This is a genomic window from Amycolatopsis sp. NPDC005232 (assembly GCF_040607795.1).
Taxonomy (GTDB): domain Bacteria; phylum Actinomycetota; class Actinomycetes; order Mycobacteriales; family Pseudonocardiaceae; genus Amycolatopsis.
This window is the reverse complement of record NZ_JBEXHL010000048.1, coordinates 1-17,540: the sequence shown is the minus strand read 5'-3', so window position 1 is coordinate 17,540 and position 17,540 is coordinate 1. Positions and strand designations below refer to the sequence as shown.

Sequence of the window (17,540 nt, the reverse complement as noted above, 5' to 3'; positions counted from 1 at the left end):
CGTATCGACCTCCGGCGCGCTTCCGGAGCCGCCTGGCCGCAGGCGGGCCCGGATGCGGGCCCGAAGAAGCACCGTGAGCGTGATCTCTTAAGATCCTGAGGTCCTCCGGGCCGCGGATCAGCGCGTTCGCCCGATCCATTGAGTCAAACGGGAGTCCCGTCATGATTGGCGTGTCTTCGGAGCCCTCGAGCGACAGACGCCGGATCGCGTTCGTCTTCCCCATCTTCAACGAGGAAGGCAACATCGACCTGCTCCACCGGACCGTGGACGAGGTCACCAGGCCGCTGGCCGACCGGTACGAACTCAGCTTCCTCTACGTCGACGACGGCAGCCGCGACAGCTCGCTCGTGCTGCTCACCGAGCTGTCCCGGCGCGACGAGCGGGTGACCGTGATCGAGCTCGCGCGCAACTTCGGCCACCAGATGGCCGTGACCGCGGGCCTCGACCTGGTCGACGCCGACGCGACGATCATCATGGACAGCGACCTGCAGGACCCGCCGCGCGTCGCGCTCGAGCTGATCGAGCGGTGGGAAGAGGGCTACGACGTCGTTTACGCGCAGCGCCGCTCGCGGCAGGACAGCGCGTTCAAGAGGTTCACCGCCGGTGCCTTCTACTGGTTCCTGCGCAAGATGGCGGCCGTCGACATCCCCAAGAACACCGGCGATTTCCGGCTGATCGACCGCAAGGTCGTGGACGAGCTGCGCAAGTACCGCGAGCGCGACCGCTTCCTGCGCGGCCTGGTCTCCTACATCGGGTTCCGCCAGACCGCGGTGCTGTTCGACCGCGACAAGCGCCACGCGGGCGTCACCGGCTACCCGCTGCGCAAGATGCTGCGCTTCGCCGCCGACGGCATCCTCGGCTTCTCCGTCACGCCGCTGCGCATGATCAGCCGACTCGGCTACCTGATCTCCGCGCTCAGCTTCGTCGGCGTGCTCTACGTGATCGGCGTGAAGCTGTTCGCGCCGGCGACCGCGGTGCCCGGCTGGGCGTTCATCACGATCGCGATGTTCTTCCTCGGCGGCATCCAGATCATCATGCTCGGCGTGCTCGGCAGCTACATCGGCCGCACGTACTCGCAGGTGCAGAACCGGCCGCTGTACGGCGTCGCCTCGGTGCGGACGGGTCTCGCCTCCGACGCTCGTGTCACCTCGAACCCGACCGGGCGCGCTCTGGACCCCATGGACACCATGGACACAGTCGACACCGTCGATGCGGTCCAGGCGGAGAGCAGGGCCTGATGAAGCTCCTGACCCCGCAGCAGATCCGCTTCGGTGTGGTCGGCGTCGCCAACACGCTCGTCGACGCGGTGGGCTTCGCGCTGCTGTACTCCAGCGTCGGGCTGCCGCTGTTCGTCGCGAACCTGTGCTCGACGACCGCCGGCATGCTGCTGAGCTTCGTGCTCAACCGCAACTTCACCTTCCGCGCCAAGGACGGCGACGTCCGCAAGCAGGTGCTGCTGTTCTTCGCCATCACCGCGTTCGGGCTGTGGGTGGTGCAGGCGGCGGTGATCTTCGCGGTCGGGTCGCTGCTGCCCCACGTCACGGTGCTCGTGCCGAAGTTCGCCGGCATCGCCGTGGGTCTGGTGTGGAACTACGTGCTCTACCAAAAGGTCGTCTTCCGGCAGCGGACCCCGGCCCCGGTTGCCGCCACCGAACAGCCGGGAGGCACGGTATGACCGCCACGGTGTCCGCCGAGGAGCTCACCTCCGAGGACGAACCGAAGCAGCCCGTCGCGGTTTCGCGCGTGCCGCGCTGGCTCACGGGCGACTTCGCCCGCGTGCTGGCCGTGGTGCTCGCGTGGAACGTCGTGCTGATCGCGGTGGCGTGGCTGTTCGGCCCGTCGTCCCCGGTGAGCGAGGGCGTGCCGAAGACGGGCATCGGCTCGACCTGGAGCCTGCTCGCGCACACCTACCGCTGGGACGCCGGCAACTACGGCGACATCGCGCAGCACGCCTACACCAGCAGCTACGTGCCTCTGCGCGCGTTCTACCCGGTGTTCCCGATCTGCGTGTGGCTCGTGCAGACGATCAGCTTCAACCTGATCGGGATCCTCGTCGCGGGCTTCCTGGTGAACGTGGTCGCGACGTGGCTCGCCACCACGGCGCTGCTCAAGATCGCCCGCTTCTACTTCACCGGCGCCCGCGCCCAGTGGCTCGTGGTCGCCGCGTTCCTCACCGCGCCCACGGCGTTCTTCCTGCACTCGTTCTACAGCGAAGCGGTCTTCTGCGCGCTGGGCTTCTGGGCCTACCTGTTCGCGCTGCGGCGCCAGTGGCTGTGGATGGGCCTGTGCCTGATCCCGCTCACGGCCTCGCGGATCACCGCGGCGGTGTTCGTGGGCCTGTGCTTCCTGGAGTTCTGGCGCTCGAAGGACTGGAAGGTGCGCGGCCTGCTGAACTGGCGGCTGCTGTGGTTCCCCGCCGCGTTCCTCGGCCTCGGCGCGCACATGCTGTACATGAAGATCCAGACCGGCAGCGCCATGGCGAGCTTCAACGCGCTCAAAGGCGTGGCGACCTGGTCGTACCACAAGTTCAACCCGAACATCTTCGCCACCGGCTGGACCGAGGCGAAGCTGACGGCCCACGCGCTGCTCGGCGACATCCCGATGGACGGGTGGACGCTGATGAGCCACGTGCTGCCCACCATCGGGCTGGTGCTGCTGCTCGTGTCCTCTGTGTACATCTTCGTCGCCCTGCGCGCCAAGGGAATCCCGCTCGCGCTGTTCGGCATCGCGTCGATCGTGATGCTGACGATCAACAACAACGTGGTGTCGGTGCACCGCTACCTGTTGCCGTGCCTGGTGATGTACGTGGCGCTGGTGCTGTTCGCCGAGCGCAGGCCGAAGCTGCGCGGCGTGGTCTACGGCGTGCTGTACGCGAACACGACGATCGGCGCGCTGATCTTCCTGCGCTTCGTGTCGGGGTACTGGGCGGGCTGAGCACGACGGGCGCCCCGGCACCGGCCTGGTGGCGGTGACCGGGTTGCCCGCACACACTGCGGCCCGGCACCCCCCTGCCTACACTCGGCCGGGTGCGAACCAAAGACCTCCGCTTCGGTCTCGCCATCTTCGGCGCTTCCCTCGCCCTGCTCCTGGTCCGCTTCCTCGTCCCCAGACCCATCGGCATGGCCGACAACGGCGACGGCTGGCGGCTGCTGTGCAAGCTCGGCGGCAAGCAGCTCGACCGCCCGTCGGAGGGCTTCGTCCGCTTCAGCTACGGCACCGGGGTCCCCTGCACGAGCGACTACGTCTCGAGCCAGAACTGGCTCGACTGGCTGGCGAGCAAAGCCGGCCACTTCTTCGGCTCGAACGCCATTCTGAACCTGCTCGTCCTCGGCGTCGGCACCTGCGTGCTCGTCGCGGTCGCCATCACCGCCGCCGTGGCCGGGCTCGACCTGAAGCACCGCGGCCAGGTCATCGCGGCGGTCCTGCTGCTGCTCGTCACGGGCGACTCCGCGTTCTTCGGCTACTTCGCCTCCACGCTCAGCGAGGGCGCGGCCTTCCTCGGCATGCTGCTGATCTGCGGCGGCCTCCTGCTGATGCACCGCGACCGCGGCCGGTGCTACGCCGGCGCCGTCATCACCGTCCTCGGCGGACTGATCGGTATCAACGCGAAATCGCAGACCCTGTTGTTCATCCCCCTTTTCGTGCTTGCCGTGCTGCTGGTGAAACCCAACGGCGTGCACGGCAAGGCCCGCTGGCCGCTGCTGCTCGCGGTGCTCGCGCTCGTGGGCGGCGGGACGCTCGCGGTCCAGTCGCAAGGCGACCCGGCCAACGCGGAGTACCGCGAGGCCAACGTGTACAACGCGATCTTCGACTCCATTGTGGACGGCAAGCACGACACGAACGCCGACCTGGCCGCACTCGGGCTTCCACAATCGTTCGCGAAGTACGTCGGCACCGGCTGGTGGACTCCGGGCACGGCCAAGACCGACCCGCTCTACCCGCGGTACCGCGACAAGATCAGCCGCCGCAACGTGGTGGGGTACTACTCGACGCACCCCGAACGCGTCGCGCAGATCCTGCAGCAGGGCGGCGTGAACACGCTCACCGCACGGCCGGACAACCTCGGCAGCTTCGGTGAACTCTCGGGGCAGGCGTGGCTGTCGAAGGAGTACCGCGTGCCGGTGTTCTCGGGACTCGCCGCGCTGGCCGCGCCCGCGGGGCTGTTCGTGCTGGTTCCCCTGTGGCTGCTGATGATCTGGGCCGCCGTGCGCGCGTTCCGGCGGGGGCGGCGCGAGTACGGCCTCGTGGTGCTGATGCTGACGTTCTTCGCCGTCGGGCAGCTCGGGCTGTCCGCGCTGGGCGAAGGCGTGGAAGGCGTGAAGCACCAGCTGCTCACGCTGTTCCCGACCGTGCTGGCGCTCGCGTTCGCGATCCTCAGCCTGCTGCCGCGCGCCGAAGAGGCGCCGAAGCCGCAGGGGGAACACGAGGATGACGAGACGCTGACCGAGGAGATCGCGGCCGTCGTCTGAGGCAGCGGGGCAGGCCCAGCCGGAAAGACTCAGCCGTAGAAACCCAGCCGAACAGGCTCAGCCGGACTGCGCGGCCAGCCGCTCTTCGCGGTCGGCCGTCGCCAGGGCGTCGAGGACGCCGTCGAGGTCGCCGTCGAGGACCTGGTCGAGGTTGTAGGCCTTGTAGTTCACCCGGTGGTCCGAGATGCGGTTCTCCGGGAAGTTGTACGTGCGCACGCGCTCGGAGCGGTCGACGGTGCGGACCTGCGAACGGCGGGCGTCCGAGGCCTTCGCGGCGGCCTCTTCCTCGGCGACGGCCTGCAGGCGGGCCTGCAGCACCTGCAGCGCGCGGGCGCGGTTCTGGATCTGGGACTTCTCGTTCTGGCACGAGACGACGATGCCGGTCGGCAGGTGCGTGATGCGCACGGCCGAGTCGGTGGTGTTCACGCTCTGGCCGCCAGGGCCGGACGAGCGGAAGACGTCGATCCGCAGGTCGTTCGGGTCGATCTCGACCTCGACCTCTTCGGGCTCGGGGTAGATCAGCACACCGGCGGCAGACGTGTGGATACGGCCCTGCGACTCGGTCGCCGGCACGCGCTGCACGCGGTGCACGCCGCCCTCGAACTTCAGGCGCGACCAGACGCCGTTGACGTCGGCGGTCTTGCTCTTGATCGACAGCGTGACGTCCTTGAAGCCGCCGAGGTCGGACTCGGTCGAGTCGAGGACCTCGGCCTTCCAGCCGTGGCGCTCGGCGTAGCGCAGGTACATGCGCAGCAGGTCGCCCGCGAACAGGGCGGACTCCTCGCCGCCTTCGCCGGACTTGACCTCCATGACCACGTCGGAACCGTCGTACGGGTCGCGCGGCAGCAGCAGTTCCGTGAGGCGGGACTCGAGGTCGGGGATCTTCGCGGCCAGCTCGGCGGCCTCTTCCGCGAACGTCGAGTCCTCGGCCGCCAGCTCTTTGGCCGCGGAGAGGTCGTCGCGCGTCTGGTCAAGCTCACGCACGGCGCGCACGACGGGGCTCAGCTCCGCGTAGCGGCGGCCCAGCTTGCGAGCCTTGGCCTGGTCGGCGTGCACGGCCGGGTCCGCCAGCTGCTCTTCCAGCTGGGCATGCTCGGTGAGCAGCCCCTTGAGCGAAGTCGAATCCACTTCCGTGCCTTCTTCCGGGCCTAGTACCACCAACGACAGAATTTCACCGACAGACAGCAAACGGCGCCCACTCGCACGTGCGAGTGGGCGCCGTGGGCGAAGCTACTTGGCGTCGTTCTTCTGCCGCTTGCCGTAGCGCTTCTCGAAGCGCGCAACCCGGCCACCGGTGTCCATGATCTTCTGCTTGCCGGTGTAGAACGGGTGACAGTTCGAGCAGATCTCGACGTGGATCGCGCCCGAGTCCTTGGTGCTGCGGGTGGTGAAGCTGTTCCCGCAGTTACAGGTGACCTGAGTCGTCACGTACTCAGGGTGAATGCCGCTCTTCATGGTGTCCTCTCTTGTTGGCCCCGGGTCCCCAGGATCGGGGTGAACCGGTGCCGGACTTCAGCGGGTCATTGTGCCAGACGGGCTGACGGTGAGTTCAACCAACCCTCCTGGCCTGGTATTCCTCGCACCAGGAGCCGTCAGCCCCAGACGCCGTGAAGGGCACCGTGGGGGAATCGGATTCCCTCACGGTGCCCTTCACGGACGGTGAAACGGTGGAGCTCAGTCCTCGTCGTTCGCGCCGAGGGCCGTCTTCGAGACCTGCATGAGGAACTCGATGTTGGTCTTCGTCTTGCGCAGGCGCGAGATCAGCAGGTCGATGGCCTGCTGCGAGTCCAGCGCATGGAGCACGCGGTGCAGCTTGTGCGTGACGGCGAGCTCGTCCGGCGAGAGCAGCAGCTCTTCCTTGCGGGTGCCGGACGGGTTGACGTCGACCGCCGGGAACACGCGGCGCTCGGAGATCTTGCGGTCGAGCTTGAGCTCGGCGTTGCCGGTGCCCTTGAACTCTTCGAAGATCACCGTGTCCATCGTGGAGCCCGTCTCCACCATCGCCGTGGCGAAGATGGTGAGCGAGCCGCCGTTCTCGATGTTGCGCGCGGCACCCAGGAAACGCTTCGGCGGGTACAGCGCCGTCGAGTCGACACCACCGGACAGGATCCGGCCCGACGCGGGCGCGGCCAGGTTGTAGGCGCGGCCGAGGCGGGTGATCGAGTCGAGCAGCACCACCACGTCGTGGCCCATCTCGACCAGGCGCTTGGCGCGCTCGATCGAGAGCTCCGCGACCGAGGTGTGGTCGGCCGGCGGGCGGTCGAAGGTCGAGGCGATGACCTCGCCCTTCACGGACCGCTGCATGTCCGTGACCTCTTCCGGCCGCTCGTCGACCAGCACGACCATGAGGTGGCACTCAGGGTTGTTCGTGGTGATCGCGTTGGCGATGTCCTGCATGATCGTGGTCTTACCGGCCTTCGGCGGCGACACGATCAGGGCGCGCTGCCCCTTGCCGACCGGCATGATCAGGTCGATCACGCGGGTGGTGAGCTTGTGCGACTCGGTCTCGAGGCGCAGGCGCTCGTTGGGGTAGAGCGGGGTCAGCTTGGTGAAGTCAGGGCGGCGCTTGGCCTCGTCCGGCTCCAGGCCGTTGATCGAGTCGACGCGCACCAGCGGGTTGAACTTCTGCCGCTGCTGCTCGCCGTCACGCGGCTGGCGGACGACACCGGTGATGGCGTCACCGCGGCGCAGGCCGTACTTGCGGACCAGCGAGAGCGACACGTACACGTCGTTCGGCCCGGCGAGGTAGCCGGACGTGCGCACGAACGCGTAGTTGTCGAGCACGTCCAGGATGCCGGCGACCGGCAGCAGGACGTCGTCCTCGCGGATCTCGGTGTCCGGCGAACCGCCTTCGACGCGACCGCCCCCGCTGCCCCGGCGACGGCGGTCGCGGAAGCGACGGCCGCGACGGCCGCCCTCTTCGTCGTCCTCCGGGCCCTGCGAACGGTTGTCCTGCTGGCCGCGGTTGCCGCTGTCCTGCTGGTTGTTGCGCTGGCGGTTGTCGCGGCTGTCCCGGTTGTCCGAGCCGCCGCGGTTGTTGTCGCGGCCGCCCTGACGCTCGGCGCGGTCACCACGGTCGGCGCGGTCACCACGGTCGCCACGCTGCTCACGGTCGCCACGCTGGCCACCGTCACGCTGCTGGCCACCGTCACGCGGCTCACGCTGCTCGCGCGGCTCACGCTGCTCGCGCTGGCCGTCGGGCGCGCCCGCGGCACGGTTCGAGCCACGGCGACGACGGCTGCGGCCGCCTTCCTCCTGCTGCCCGTCGGAGTTCTGCTGGCCGCCGTCGCGGTCCTGGCGCTCCTGCTGCGCGGGCTTCTCTGCCGGCGCCTCGGCTGCCGGAGCCGAACCGTTGGTCTCGGCCTTGGGAGCCGGCGACGCCTCGGCGCTCGGGGTCTCCTCGCGCTTCTTCTCGGCCCGGGCCGGCTCTTCGGTCTTCGCGGCCTTCGAGGCCTTGGGAGCCGGAGTGTCGCCGACGCCGTCGAGCGGGAGAGTCTCCGCCGTGGCGGTGCGCTTCTTGGTCTTGCCCTGCCGCTCGCGGATCGCGGCGATCAGGTCACCCTTGCGCATCCCCGTGGTCTCGCCCACACCCAGTTCGCCCGCCAGCTGGCGGAGCTCGGCGATGACCATCCCCGACAGGCCCCCGGTGCGGCGCTTCGGAGCGGCCGCGGCCCCATTCGTCTCAGCGGCCGCGGCGGGGGTCTCCACGTCGCCGCTCAACAGATCGGTGTTGCTCACACATGTCCTTCCTGACCGATCCACGCCTCCAGGTGGATCAGCGGACTGCCGCCGATCGCGTCTGATCGCGAAACGGCATTTGCTTCCGATGCGGGCGAGTCGCGCCTAGCCGTGCGGAACACAGCGAGAGCGTCGCCAGCACAGGGATGTTTGCCTCCCCCAAACGGAGGAAACGGAATTCGGCACCGCCGAAACCGGAAACCCGCCTGCGTCCCTCCGCGTCCCGCTTGCCAGGCGGCGCAGAGCTGGCGGATCGACGAAGGATGCGGACCGGAGGCTCGCGAGGAGCGAACAGGACCGGCATCGGGTGCGGAAACGCACGGTGATCGAACGCCCCCGAGGGTAGACCGCCCTGTGGGCGGGTGCAACAACCACCCCCCCGCGTGGCGCACGTTCCGCCCGCCACGAGACCGGGGCTTTACTGAGCCGCAACCTGAACACCCGTCAGGTCCACGCCCAGCTCGGCGACGTCGAACCCTTCAACGTCGCATTCCGGCGGCAATATTCCCGTCGTGGTGAGGGCGAACACAGTGGGACCGGCGCCGGAGATCGTCGCCGCCACGCCGTGAGCACGGAGTGTGCGTACCAATTCGGAGCTCGCGGGGTACGCGCTGGCCCGGTACTCCTGGTGCAGCCGGTCTTCCGTGGCCGCCAGCAGCAGCTCGGGTCTGGTCGTCATGGCGAGCACGGAAAGCGCTGTGCGGCCCGCGCTGTGCGCCGCGTCGGCGTGCGGAACGTGCTGCGGCAGCAGGCCGCGCGTGGCGTCCGTGGACGACTTCAGCGCCGGGATCGCCACCACAGGACGGATCTTGGTGCTGGGCTCCACGCGTTCGGCGTGGAAGCGCCCGTTTTCGCACCACGCCACCACGAGCCCGCCGAGCAGGCTGGCCGCCGCGTTGTCCGCGTGGCCCTCGAACTCGGCCGCGAGCTGCAAAGCCTCGTCGTCGAGCGCGACGCCCGCCAGCGCGTAACCCAGCGCCACGCCGGACACCACGGCAGCGGCCGAGGATCCGAGTCCGCGTGCGTGCGGGATCTTGTTGAAGCAGCGCAGGTGCAGGCCCGGCGGGCGCACGTCGAAGTGCGCGCACGCGCGGCGGATCGCCCGCACAACGAGGTGCGTCTCGTCGGTGGGGACGTCGGCGACCCCGCCGGCGCCGGCGTCGACCACCTCGATCTTGAGGCCGTCTTCGATCACCTGCAGCTCGACGACATCGCGGCACGCCAGGGCCAGGCCCAGCGCGTCGAACCCCGGGCCGAGGTTGGCCGTCGAGCCCGGCACCACGGCCCGGAACGACGCACCCGCCGACCGGCCCGAGGAGCTCGTCACCGCAGGTCCAGGGCCGCTGCGACCGCCGTGGGATCGACGGCGAGGGGCTCGACCTCGACGTTGCCCTCGAGCGCGGTCGCGGGGTCCTTGAGGCCGTGGCCGGTGACCGTGCACACGACCGTGCTGCCCTTCGGCAGCCGGCCGTCCGCGGCGGTGGCGAGCAGGCCGGCGACGCTGGTGGCCGACGCGGGCTCCACGAACACGCCCTCGCGTCCGGCCAGCAGGCGGTAGGCCTCGAGGATCTTCGCGTCGGTGATCGCCTCGAACAAGCCGTCGGACTCTTGCTTCGCCTTCACCGCGCTCGTCCACGAAGCGGGGCTGCCGATGCGGATCGCCGTCGCGATGGTGTCGGGGTCCGAGACCGGTTCACCCAGCACGAGCGGCGCGGCGCCGGCCGCCTGGAAGCCGAACATCCGCGGGGTGTTCTTCACCACACCGTCTTCGGCGTACTCCGAATACCCGGCCCAGTAGGCGGTGATGTTGCCCGCGTTGCCCACCGGCAGGCAGTGGATGTCGGGCGCCTGGCCGAGCACGTCGCAGACCTCGAACGCCGCGGTCTTCTGGCCCGCGATGCGCACCGGGTTCACGGAGTTCACCAGCGTCACGGGGTAGTCGGCCGAGGTTTTGCGCGCGAGCTCGAGGCAGTCGTCGAAGTTGCCGTCGACCTGCAGGATGCGCGCGCCGTGCACCACGGCCTGGGCGAGCTTGCCCATCGCGATCTTGCCCTGCGGCACGAGCACCGCGCAGGTGAGCCCGGCGCGCGCCGCGTAGGCGGCCGCCGAGGCCGACGTGTTGCCCGTCGACGCGCAGATCACGGCCTTGAGCCCGCTCGCCAGCGCGTGGGTGATGGCCACGGTCATGCCGCGGTCCTTGAACGAGCCGGTGGGGTTCGCGCCCTCCACCTTGAGGTACACCGTGCAGCCCGTGAGCTCCGACAGGTGCGCGGCGGGCAGCAGCGGGGTGTTGCCCTCGCCGAGCGTCACCACCTGCGCGCCGTCCGGCACGGGGACGCGATCGCGGTACGCCTCGATGATTCCGGGCCACGCACTCATTGGTCTTCGCCTTCCACCCGCATCACGCTGACGACTTGGTGCACCACATCGAGTTTCGCAATCTCGTCCACAGTGGACTGCAGCGCCGCGTCGGGCGCCAGGTGGGTGACCACCACGAGGCTCGCCGTGTCGTTGGCGTCGCGCTGGCGCACGGCCGCGATGCTCACGCCGTGGCCCGCGAACGCCTGCGCCACCTGGGCGAGCACGCCCGCGCGGTCGGCGACGTCGAGGCTCACGTGGTAGCGCGTGGGCGTCTGGCCCATCGGCCGCATGGGCAGCGCGGCGTGCGCCGACTCGCGCGGGCCGCGGCCGCCGATCACGCGGTTGCGGGCCACGGCGACGAGGTCGCCCAGCACCGCGCTCGCCGTGGGGGCCCCGCCGGCGCCCTGGCCGTAGAACATCAGCTCGCCCGCCGCGTCGGCTTCCACGTAGACGGCGTTGAACGCGCCGCTGACCCCCGCGAGCTGGTGGCTGCGCGGGATCATCACCGGGTGCACGCGCGCCGACACGGACTCGGCGCCGTCGTCGGCCGTCACGCGCTCGCAGATCGCCAGCAGCTTCACCGTGCGGCCCAGCACGCGCGCGGCGACCAGGTCGGCCGCGGTGACGTCGGCGATGCCCTCGCGGTGCACGTCCTTCGCCGTCACGCGCGTGTGGAACGCGAGCGAGGCGAGGATCGCGGCCTTGGACGCGGCGTCGTAACCGTCGACGTCGGCCGTCGGGTCGGCCTCGGCGTACCCGAGGCGGCCCGCCTCGTCGAGCGTCTCGGCGTAGCCCGCGCCCGTGGTGTCCATGGCGGAGAGGATGTAGTTGGTGGTGCCGTTGACGATGCCCATCACGCGCGTGATGCGGTCGCCGGCCAGCGATTCGCGCAGCGGGCGCAGCAGCGGGATGGCGCCGGCCACGGCGGCCTCGAAGTACAGGTCGACACCCGCGGCGTCGGAGGCCTCGAACAGGTCCGCCGAGTGCTCGGCGAGCAGCGCCTTGTTGGCCGTGACCACGGCCTTGCCGGCGCCCAGCGCCGCGAGCAGCCAGCCGCGCACCGGCTCGATGCCGCCGACCAGCTCCACGACCACGTCGACGTCTTCGCGGACGACGAGCGCGGCCGCGTCGTCGGTCACCAGCTCCTGCGGCAGCTCGGGGTGCTTGTCGGGGCGGCGCACGGCGATACCCGCCAGCTCCACCGCGGCCCCGGCGCGCGCCGCCAGTTCGTCCGCCTGCTCGGTGAGCAGCCGGACGACCTCGCTGCCGACGGTGCCGCAGCCGAGGAGGGCGACCCTGATCGCTCGTCCGTCCGATGGAGACACTGTGGACACTTCTCAAACCTCCAGGCGCAGCATGTCGTCCGTCGTCTCCCGCCGCAGCAGCACGCGGGCGCTGCCGTTGCGCACGGCCACCACCGCCGGGCGCGGCTGCCGGTTGTACCCACTCGCCATCGAGTAGCAGTAGGCACCGGTCGCCGCGACGGCCAGCAGGTCGCCGGGAGCAAGAGTGTCGGGTAGCCAGCAGTCTCGGACGACGATGTCGCCGGATTCACAGTGTTTTCCCACGACTCGGGACAGAGTGGCGAGAACAGGCTCGTCACCTTCGCTCGCGGAGCGGGAAACCACCCGGCAGTCGTACACAGCATCGTAGAGCGCCGTGCGGATGTTGTCGCTCATGCCGCCGTCGACGCTCACGTAGCGGCGGGTGCTGTTGTCACCCAGTGCGACGTCCTTGATGGTGCCGACCTCGTACAGCGTGATGGTGCCCGGGCCGGCGATCGCGCGGCCCGGCTCCCCCGCGATGCGCGGCACGGGTAGGTCGGCGTACGCGCACTCCTTGCGCACGATCTCGCGGATCTGTGTGATCATCTGCGCGGGCGGCGGCGGGTTGTCCTTCTCGGTGTAGGCGATGCCGAAGCCACCGCCGAGGTCCACGAGGTCGAGCTGGTCGAGCAGCTCACGGCCGTGCTCCTTGGCCAGGTCGCCCAGCAGCCCGACCACGCGGCGCGCGGCGACCTCGAAGCCGTCGGCGTCGAAGATCTGCGAGCCGATGTGGCTGTGCAGGCCCACGAGCTTGAGCGACGGCGCGTTGAGCACCCGGCGCACGGCCTCGGCCGCGTCGCCGGAAGCCAGCGAGAAGCCGAACTTCTGGTCCTCGTGGGCGGTGGCGATGAACTCGTGCGTATGGGCCTCGACGCCGACCGTCACGCGCACGAGCACCGCCTGCACGACCTCGCGGCGCGCGGCGATCTCGGCGAGGCGGGCGATCTCGTAGTACGAGTCGACCACCACGGTGCCGACGCCGGCCTCGACCGCCGCGTCGAGCTCCGTGATCGACTTGTTGTTGCCGTGGAAGGTGATCCGCTCTGCCGGGAAGTTCGCGCGCTGCGCCACGGCGAGCTCTCCGCCGCTGCACACGTCGAGGCTCAGGCCCTGCTCGGCCACCCAGCGGGCGATCTCGATGGACAGGAACGCCTTCGACGCGTAATGCACCAGCGCCGGGTCGTCGAACGCCTCGGCGTAGTCGGCGCATCGGGACTTGAAGTCGGCTTCGTCGACCACGAACAGCGGCGTGCCGTAGGTCTCGGCGAGGTCGCGCACGTCCATGCCGGCGATGCGCACGATGCCGTCGCCGGCGCGATAAGTGTTGCGCGGCCACACTTTCGCGGGCAGCTTGTCGAGTTCCTCGGCGCTCGCGGGCGGGAACCCGGAGGCGTCGGCATGGGGGTAGACGTCGGCGTGGCGGGGGCCCGCGGGGTGCGCCATTTCTTACATCCGTTCCGGAGCTGAGACACCGAGCAAAAACAGGCCGTTCGCCAGCACCTGGCGGGCGGCCTCGCACAGGGCGAGCCGGGCGAACGTCAGAGGGGTGGCCTCTTCGTCGCCCTGCGGCAGCACCCGACCCACCGTGTAGAACTTGTGGTAGGCGCCGGCCAGCTCCTCGAGGTAGCGGGCGATGCGGTGCGGTTCCCGCATCTCGGCGGCGCGGCGGACGGTGGCGGGGAACTCGCCGATGGTGCGGATCAGGTCACCCTCGGCGGGCAGGGTCAGAAGTCCGAAATCGACGTCCGCCGCGTCCTTTTCGGACCGCAGGCCGAGATCGGCGGCGTTGCGCTGCAAGGAAGACAGCCGGGCGTGCGCGTATTGCACGTAGTAGACCGGGTTGTCGTTGCTGTGCTTGCGCAGCAGGTCGAGGTCGACGTCCAAAGTGGAGTCGACGGAGTAGCGGATGAGCTCGTAGCGCGCCGGGTCGACGCCCACGGCCTCCACGAGGTCCTCCATCGTGATCACGGTGCCCGCGCGCTTGGACATGCGCACCGGCTTGCCGTCGCTCACGAGGTTCACCATCTGGCCGATGAGGACCTCGACGGTGTCCGGGTCGTCGCCGAACGCGGCCGCGGCGGCCTTCAGGCGCGCGATGTAGCCGTGGTGGTCGGCGCCGAGCATGTAGATGCACAGGTCGAAGCCGCGGTTGCGCTTGTCCTTGAAGTAGGCGAGGTCGCCGGCGATGTAGGCCGGGTTGCCGTCCTTCTTGATGACGACGCGGTCCTTGTCGTCGCCGTACTCGCTGGACTTGAGCCACCAGGCGCCGTCGGCGAGGTAGAGGTTGCCGGAGTCCTTGAGCTGCTGCACGGCGGCGTCGACGGCGCCGGACTCGTGCAGCGAGTTCTCGTGGAAATAGACGTCGAAGTCGGTGCCGAAGTCATGCAGGCTCTGGCGGATCTCGGTGAACATGAGCTCGATGCCGACGCGGCGGAACGTCTCGTGCCGCTCGGCCTCGGGCAGCGACAGCGCGCTCGGCTCCTGCTTGAGAACCTCGGCGGCGATGTCGTTGATGTAACCGCCCGCGTAGCCGTCTTCCGGAGCGGGCTCGCCCTTGGCGGCGGCGATCAGGGAACGCACGAACCGGTCGATCTGGGCGCCGGCGTCGTTGAAGTAGTACTCGCGCGTGACGTCGCCGCCCTGCGCGGCCAGGACGCGACCCAGCGCGTCGCCGACCGCAGCCCAGCGCGTGCCGCCGAGGTGGATCGGGCCGGTCGGGTTGGCGGAGACGAACTCGAGGTTGATCTTGCGGCCGGTGAGCGTGTCACCACGGCCGTAGGCCGCCCCCGCGGCGAGCACCTGGCGCACGACCTCGCCCTGCGCGTCGGCGGCGAGGCGGAAGTTGAGGAACCCCGGGCCGGCGACCTCGGCCGCGTCCACGCCGTCGGCGGCCGCCACGACCTCGGCCAGCGCCTCGGCGAACTCGCGCGGCTGCAGCCCGGCCTTCTTGGCCACCTGGAGCGCGAGGTTCGTCGCGTAGTCGCCGTGGTCGGGGTTGCGCGGGCGTTCGATGGTCACCTGCTCCGGCAGCACAGCGGCGTCGACGCCTCGGGCGTCGAGCACCTGCACGGCGGAGGCGCGGACCAGGTCGGCGAGAGCGGCGGGAGTCACTCGCCGAATTCTAGGTGTGCCCAGGTCGGACGCTTACGCCGGTCCGACCTGCGGTTGTCGCACATCACCCTGAAGTGATCGTGAGAGGCGTTCACGGTGATCAGACGTCCGGTCTCTACACTGGCCGACGGGCAGGGTCCGTCCGGATCCCTCCATCATCTCACGAGGAGATCGCGGCAAACCATGGCGAAAGGGACAACCAGTAAGAAGGGGACGTCCGCCGGCGGAGCCCGCGGCAAGTCCGCGAACGCGGTGAAGGCCGCGCGTGGCAAGTCCGTCGTGGGGAAGAAGGGCACTCCGTGGGGCACCATCGTCGGTGTCGTCGTGGTGGTGGCCCTCCTGGCCAGCGTCGTCACCTACTACATGGTGAAATCCGCTCCGCAGCGCGACCAGAAGTCCCGCGAGGAGGCGGCCTCGTCGTTCGCGCCGACGGCCAGTGACCCCGACCCGTCCAAGAAGATCCCGGGCGTCATCACCGCGACCTACACCGGTTCGGTGCACGTGCTGCCCACCGAGCGCGTGGCGTACGACCACAGCCCGCCCTTCGGCGGCCCGCACGACGGCAACTGGGCGGCCTGCAACGGCGTCGTCTACCCGACCGCGGTGCGCACCGAGAACATGGTCCACACGCTCGAGCACGGCGCCGTCTGGATCGCCTACAACCCGGACCTCGTCAAGGGTGACCAGGTGGACCTGCTGGCCGCTCGCGTCAAGGGCAAGACCTACATCTCGATGTCGCCCTACCCCGGCCTGGACAAGCCGATCTCGCTGCAGTCGTGGGGCCACCAGCTCAAGCTGGACAAGGCCGACGACCCGCGCATCGACGAGTTCATCGCCGCACTGCGGACGAACCCCAACGGCGTGTACCCCGAGATCGGCGCCTCGTGCGACGCACTCGGCCCGGGCCAGTTCGACCCGAGCAACCCGCCGCCGTTCGACCCGAGCAAGCCCGGCCCCGACGCGAAGCCGATGAACTACGGCGGCAGCTCCGGTGCCGTGCCGGAGGGCGGCATGCCGGGCACTCCCGGCCAGCCCAGCGCTCCGGTGACGGCGCCGTCGGCTCCGGCAGGACAGTGATCTCGCGGTGAGCACCGAAGCCGACTTCGAACCGGACGTCGACGAGCCCGGCGAGCGCCCCACGTGGTCCCGCTGGGTCGTCATCGGCGGGTCGATGCTCGCCGTGCTGCTCATCGGCGTGGCGATCGGCGTGTTCGCCGCGCGGCTCACCGACGGCAGCGACGCCGCGCCGGCGACCCCCGGCGCGGGTTCGGTCGAGGTCGGCTTCGCGCAGGACATGTCGACGCACCACCTGCAGGCCGTGACCATGGCCAACTGGGCCCGCGACCACAGCACGGACCCCGAGGTGCGGCAGCTCGCGTTCGACATCGAGTCGTCGCAGACCGAGCAGGTCGGGCGCATGAAGGGCTGGCTCATGCTGTGGGACCAGCCCGAGCAGGCGCCCGGCGCGTACATGACGTGGATGACCGAGCCGATGGGCCACGCGGGCATGCAGATGCCCACCAGCTCGCCGGCCAATGGCGCCCCGATGCCGGGCATGGCCACCGACGCGGAGATCGCCAAGCTGCGTTCGCTGACCGGCCGCGCGATGGACGTCGACTTCCTTCAGCTCATGCTGCGCCACCACCAGGGCGGCACGGCGATGGCGGAGTACGCGCAGGACCACTCGAACCTGCCGGCGCTGAAGGCGTTGTGCCGCAGCATCCTCGTGTCGCAGGGCGCGGAGATCAACCAGATGAAGCTGATGTTGCAGGCGCGCGGGGCGGCTCCGCTTCCGGCGTCCTGAGGTATTTCTTGCCGGGGGCCGCTCCTTCTGGGGGCGGCCCCTTTTTTCAGCGCTTGTCCCAGTCGGCGAACCGGACGCGCGGGATCTCCTTGACGTCGCCGAGGGTGCCCCACTCGTCGCCGCCGAGGCGCGCCAGCGGCCGCAGCCGCCCGATCACGGGGTGATCGCCGTCGAGCACGTCCTCGGCCACCGCGACGTGCACGACCCGGCCGAACACCACCGTCGACGTGCCGAACCCGACCGTGCTGTGCAGCTCGCACTCGAACGCCACCGGCGACTGCGCCACCCGCGGCGGCTTGACCTTCGTGCTGGGCTCGCGCGTGAGACCCGCGGCGTCGAACTCGCTGTGGTCGGGCGGGAAGTCGGTGCCCGTGTCGTTGATCTTCTCGAAGAGATGCTCCGGCGCGAGGTTCACCACGAACTGCCCGGTGGCCTCGACGTTGCGCAACGTGTCCTTCCGCCCCACCGACGTGAACTGCAGCACCGGCGGCGCGGCCGAGGCCACCGTGAAGAACGAGTGCGGCGCCAGGTTGTCCACGCCGCTCGCCGAGGTGCTCGACACCCACGCGATCGGCCGCGGCACCACGGTGGCGGTCAGCAGGCGGTAGAAGGCGAACGGGGCGACGTCGGCGGGATCGAAGTCCTTGCGCATGCCCTTTGGTCTACCAGGTGGCCGCGGGGGGGGGGGGGGGGGGCCCCCCGCCCCCCCCCCCCCCCCCCCCCGCCCACACC

At 70.0% G+C, this 17,540-nt stretch carries 15 protein-coding genes; 6 read left to right on the top strand and 9 right to left on the bottom strand.

From position 1 onward, the window contains the following. Positions 1-170: 170 nt before the first annotated feature. The 4 genes from ABZU76_RS46655 (at position 171) to ABZU76_RS46640 (ending at position 4,469) form a co-directional block, all read left to right on the top strand. Complete coding sequence (locus ABZU76_RS46655; protein WP_354883408.1) at positions 171-1,238, top strand: glycosyltransferase family 2 protein; 1,068 nt, start codon at positions 171-173, stop codon at positions 1,236-1,238. Next, a complete protein-coding gene (locus ABZU76_RS46650; RefSeq protein WP_354883405.1) occupies positions 1,238-1,675 on the top strand; it encodes a GtrA family protein in 438 nt (145 codons plus the stop codon). Before ABZU76_RS46655 ends, ABZU76_RS46650 begins: the two co-directional genes overlap by 1 nt. After that, positions 1,672-2,934 (top strand): hypothetical protein, encoded by a 1,263-nt coding sequence (locus tag ABZU76_RS46645; protein WP_354883402.1) that lies wholly within the window; start codon positions 1,672-1,674, stop codon positions 2,932-2,934. Before ABZU76_RS46650 ends, ABZU76_RS46645 begins: the two co-directional genes overlap by 4 nt. A 92-nt stretch (positions 2,935-3,026) precedes the next feature. After that, complete coding sequence (locus tag ABZU76_RS46640; RefSeq protein WP_354883400.1) at positions 3,027-4,469, top strand: hypothetical protein; 1,443 nt, start codon at positions 3,027-3,029, stop codon at positions 4,467-4,469. Between the two features lie 57 nt (positions 4,470-4,526). Here ABZU76_RS46640 and prfA read toward each other — a convergent pair whose 3' ends face one another. The 8 genes from prfA to argS form a co-directional block, all read right to left on the bottom strand. After that, positions 4,527-5,597, bottom strand: a complete 1,071-nt coding sequence (gene prfA / locus ABZU76_RS46635) for a peptide chain release factor 1 (protein ID WP_354883397.1) — start codon at positions 5,595-5,597, stop codon at positions 4,527-4,529. Positions 5,598-5,699: 102 nt separating this feature from the next. Continuing rightward, positions 5,700-5,924 (bottom strand): 50S ribosomal protein L31, encoded by a 225-nt coding sequence (gene rpmE / locus ABZU76_RS46630; protein ID WP_220243829.1) that lies wholly within the window; start codon positions 5,922-5,924, stop codon positions 5,700-5,702. A gap of 219 nt (positions 5,925-6,143) precedes the next feature. Further along, positions 6,144-8,207, bottom strand: a complete 2,064-nt coding sequence (gene rho, locus ABZU76_RS46625; RefSeq protein WP_354883393.1) for a transcription termination factor Rho — start codon at positions 8,205-8,207, stop codon at positions 6,144-6,146. Between the two features lie 418 nt (positions 8,208-8,625). Then, complete coding sequence (thrB, locus tag ABZU76_RS46620; RefSeq protein ID WP_354883390.1) at positions 8,626-9,534, bottom strand: homoserine kinase; 909 nt, start codon at positions 9,532-9,534, stop codon at positions 8,626-8,628. Continuing rightward, positions 9,531-10,586: a threonine synthase gene (thrC, locus tag ABZU76_RS46615; protein ID WP_354883388.1), complete on the bottom strand. Its 1,056-nt coding sequence runs from the start codon at positions 10,584-10,586 to the stop codon at positions 9,531-9,533. The genes thrB and thrC overlap by 4 nt, the downstream gene beginning before the upstream one ends. Continuing rightward, positions 10,583-11,893: a homoserine dehydrogenase gene (locus tag ABZU76_RS46610; RefSeq protein WP_220247074.1), complete on the bottom strand. Its 1,311-nt coding sequence runs from the start codon at positions 11,891-11,893 to the stop codon at positions 10,583-10,585. Before ABZU76_RS46610 ends, thrC begins: the two co-directional genes overlap by 4 nt. Before the next feature lie 12 nt (positions 11,894-11,905). After that, positions 11,906-13,336 (bottom strand): diaminopimelate decarboxylase, encoded by a 1,431-nt coding sequence (gene lysA, locus ABZU76_RS46605; RefSeq protein ID WP_354883385.1) that lies wholly within the window; start codon positions 13,334-13,336, stop codon positions 11,906-11,908. A gap of 3 nt (positions 13,337-13,339) precedes the next feature. Next, positions 13,340-15,004 carry an arginine--tRNA ligase gene (argS, locus tag ABZU76_RS46600; protein ID WP_354883382.1) on the bottom strand — a complete coding sequence of 555 codons (1,665 nt, stop codon included), beginning with the start codon at positions 15,002-15,004 and terminating at the stop codon, positions 13,340-13,342. A 252-nt stretch (positions 15,005-15,256) separates the two neighbouring features. On the opposite strand from argS, the gene ABZU76_RS46595 reads away from it, so the two are divergent. Both ABZU76_RS46595 and ABZU76_RS46590 read left to right on the top strand, forming a co-directional pair. Continuing rightward, on the top strand, positions 15,257-16,081 hold the full coding sequence (locus tag ABZU76_RS46595) for a DUF3105 domain-containing protein (protein ID WP_255638744.1): 825 nt from the start codon (positions 15,257-15,259) through the stop codon (positions 16,079-16,081). A 7-nt stretch (positions 16,082-16,088) separates the two neighbouring features. Then, positions 16,089-16,808: a DUF305 domain-containing protein gene (locus ABZU76_RS46590; protein WP_354883379.1), complete on the top strand. Its 720-nt coding sequence runs from the start codon at positions 16,089-16,091 to the stop codon at positions 16,806-16,808. Between the two features lie 46 nt (positions 16,809-16,854). On the opposite strand, the gene ABZU76_RS46585 is transcribed toward ABZU76_RS46590, so the two are convergent. Beyond that, positions 16,855-17,460, bottom strand: a complete 606-nt coding sequence (locus ABZU76_RS46585) for a flavin reductase family protein (protein WP_354883376.1) — start codon at positions 17,458-17,460, stop codon at positions 16,855-16,857. Positions 17,461-17,540 lie beyond the last annotated feature (80 nt).